1 protein-coding gene and 1 pseudogene are annotated in these 400 nt (G+C 67.5%); both read right to left on the bottom strand.

All coding sequences use genetic code 11. The annotated features are described in order from the left end of the window. Nucleotides 1–161, bottom strand: a pseudogene (locus tag HOV91_RS41385) (hypothetical protein); the annotation flags it as partial. Beyond that, the coding region (locus tag HOV91_RS41380) for a triphosphoribosyl-dephospho-CoA synthase (RefSeq protein WP_174190215.1) at nt 148–400 on the bottom strand (253 nt) is incomplete at its 5' end. The pseudogene HOV91_RS41385 and the gene HOV91_RS41380, both read right to left, overlap by 14 nt.

Raw genomic sequence — 400 nt, 5'->3', positions numbered from 1 at the left:
GTCGCGCTCATGCCATTGACGGACGTCGTGATGGCCACGTCGATGTGGCCGGCCTTGCCCGGCGTCAACAGCACTTCAAGGTCGCCCGAGCCGACCACGCCGGCATACGCGCGGCGCCCAGCGGGTGCGCCGCCGGTGAACTGAAAATCAAGATGCTCCATGTTCGGTTTCCTGATGAGCGGATTCGGTGTCGGACACTGCGTGCGCGTTTGCGGGCAGGCGGTCTAGGAAGAGCGCCGCGGCTAGCAAGTCGGCTGCGCCGCCAGGCGACACGTGCAGCGCCAGCATGTCTTGTTCGAGCGTGCGGAAAGCGCGGCGGCCTTGTGCTGTTGCCAAGCCGCCTTCTGCACGCACGGTGGCCGCGCCGGTTTGCACGACGTGCAGTGCCTTGGCGCCGCCG

Source organism: Nocardia barduliensis (genome assembly GCF_013315795.1).
Taxonomy (GTDB): domain Bacteria; phylum Actinomycetota; class Actinomycetes; order Mycobacteriales; family Mycobacteriaceae; genus Nocardia; species Nocardia barduliensis.
The sequence above is the reverse complement of the archived record's forward strand: the minus strand, read 5'-3'. Positions and strand labels throughout refer to the sequence as shown.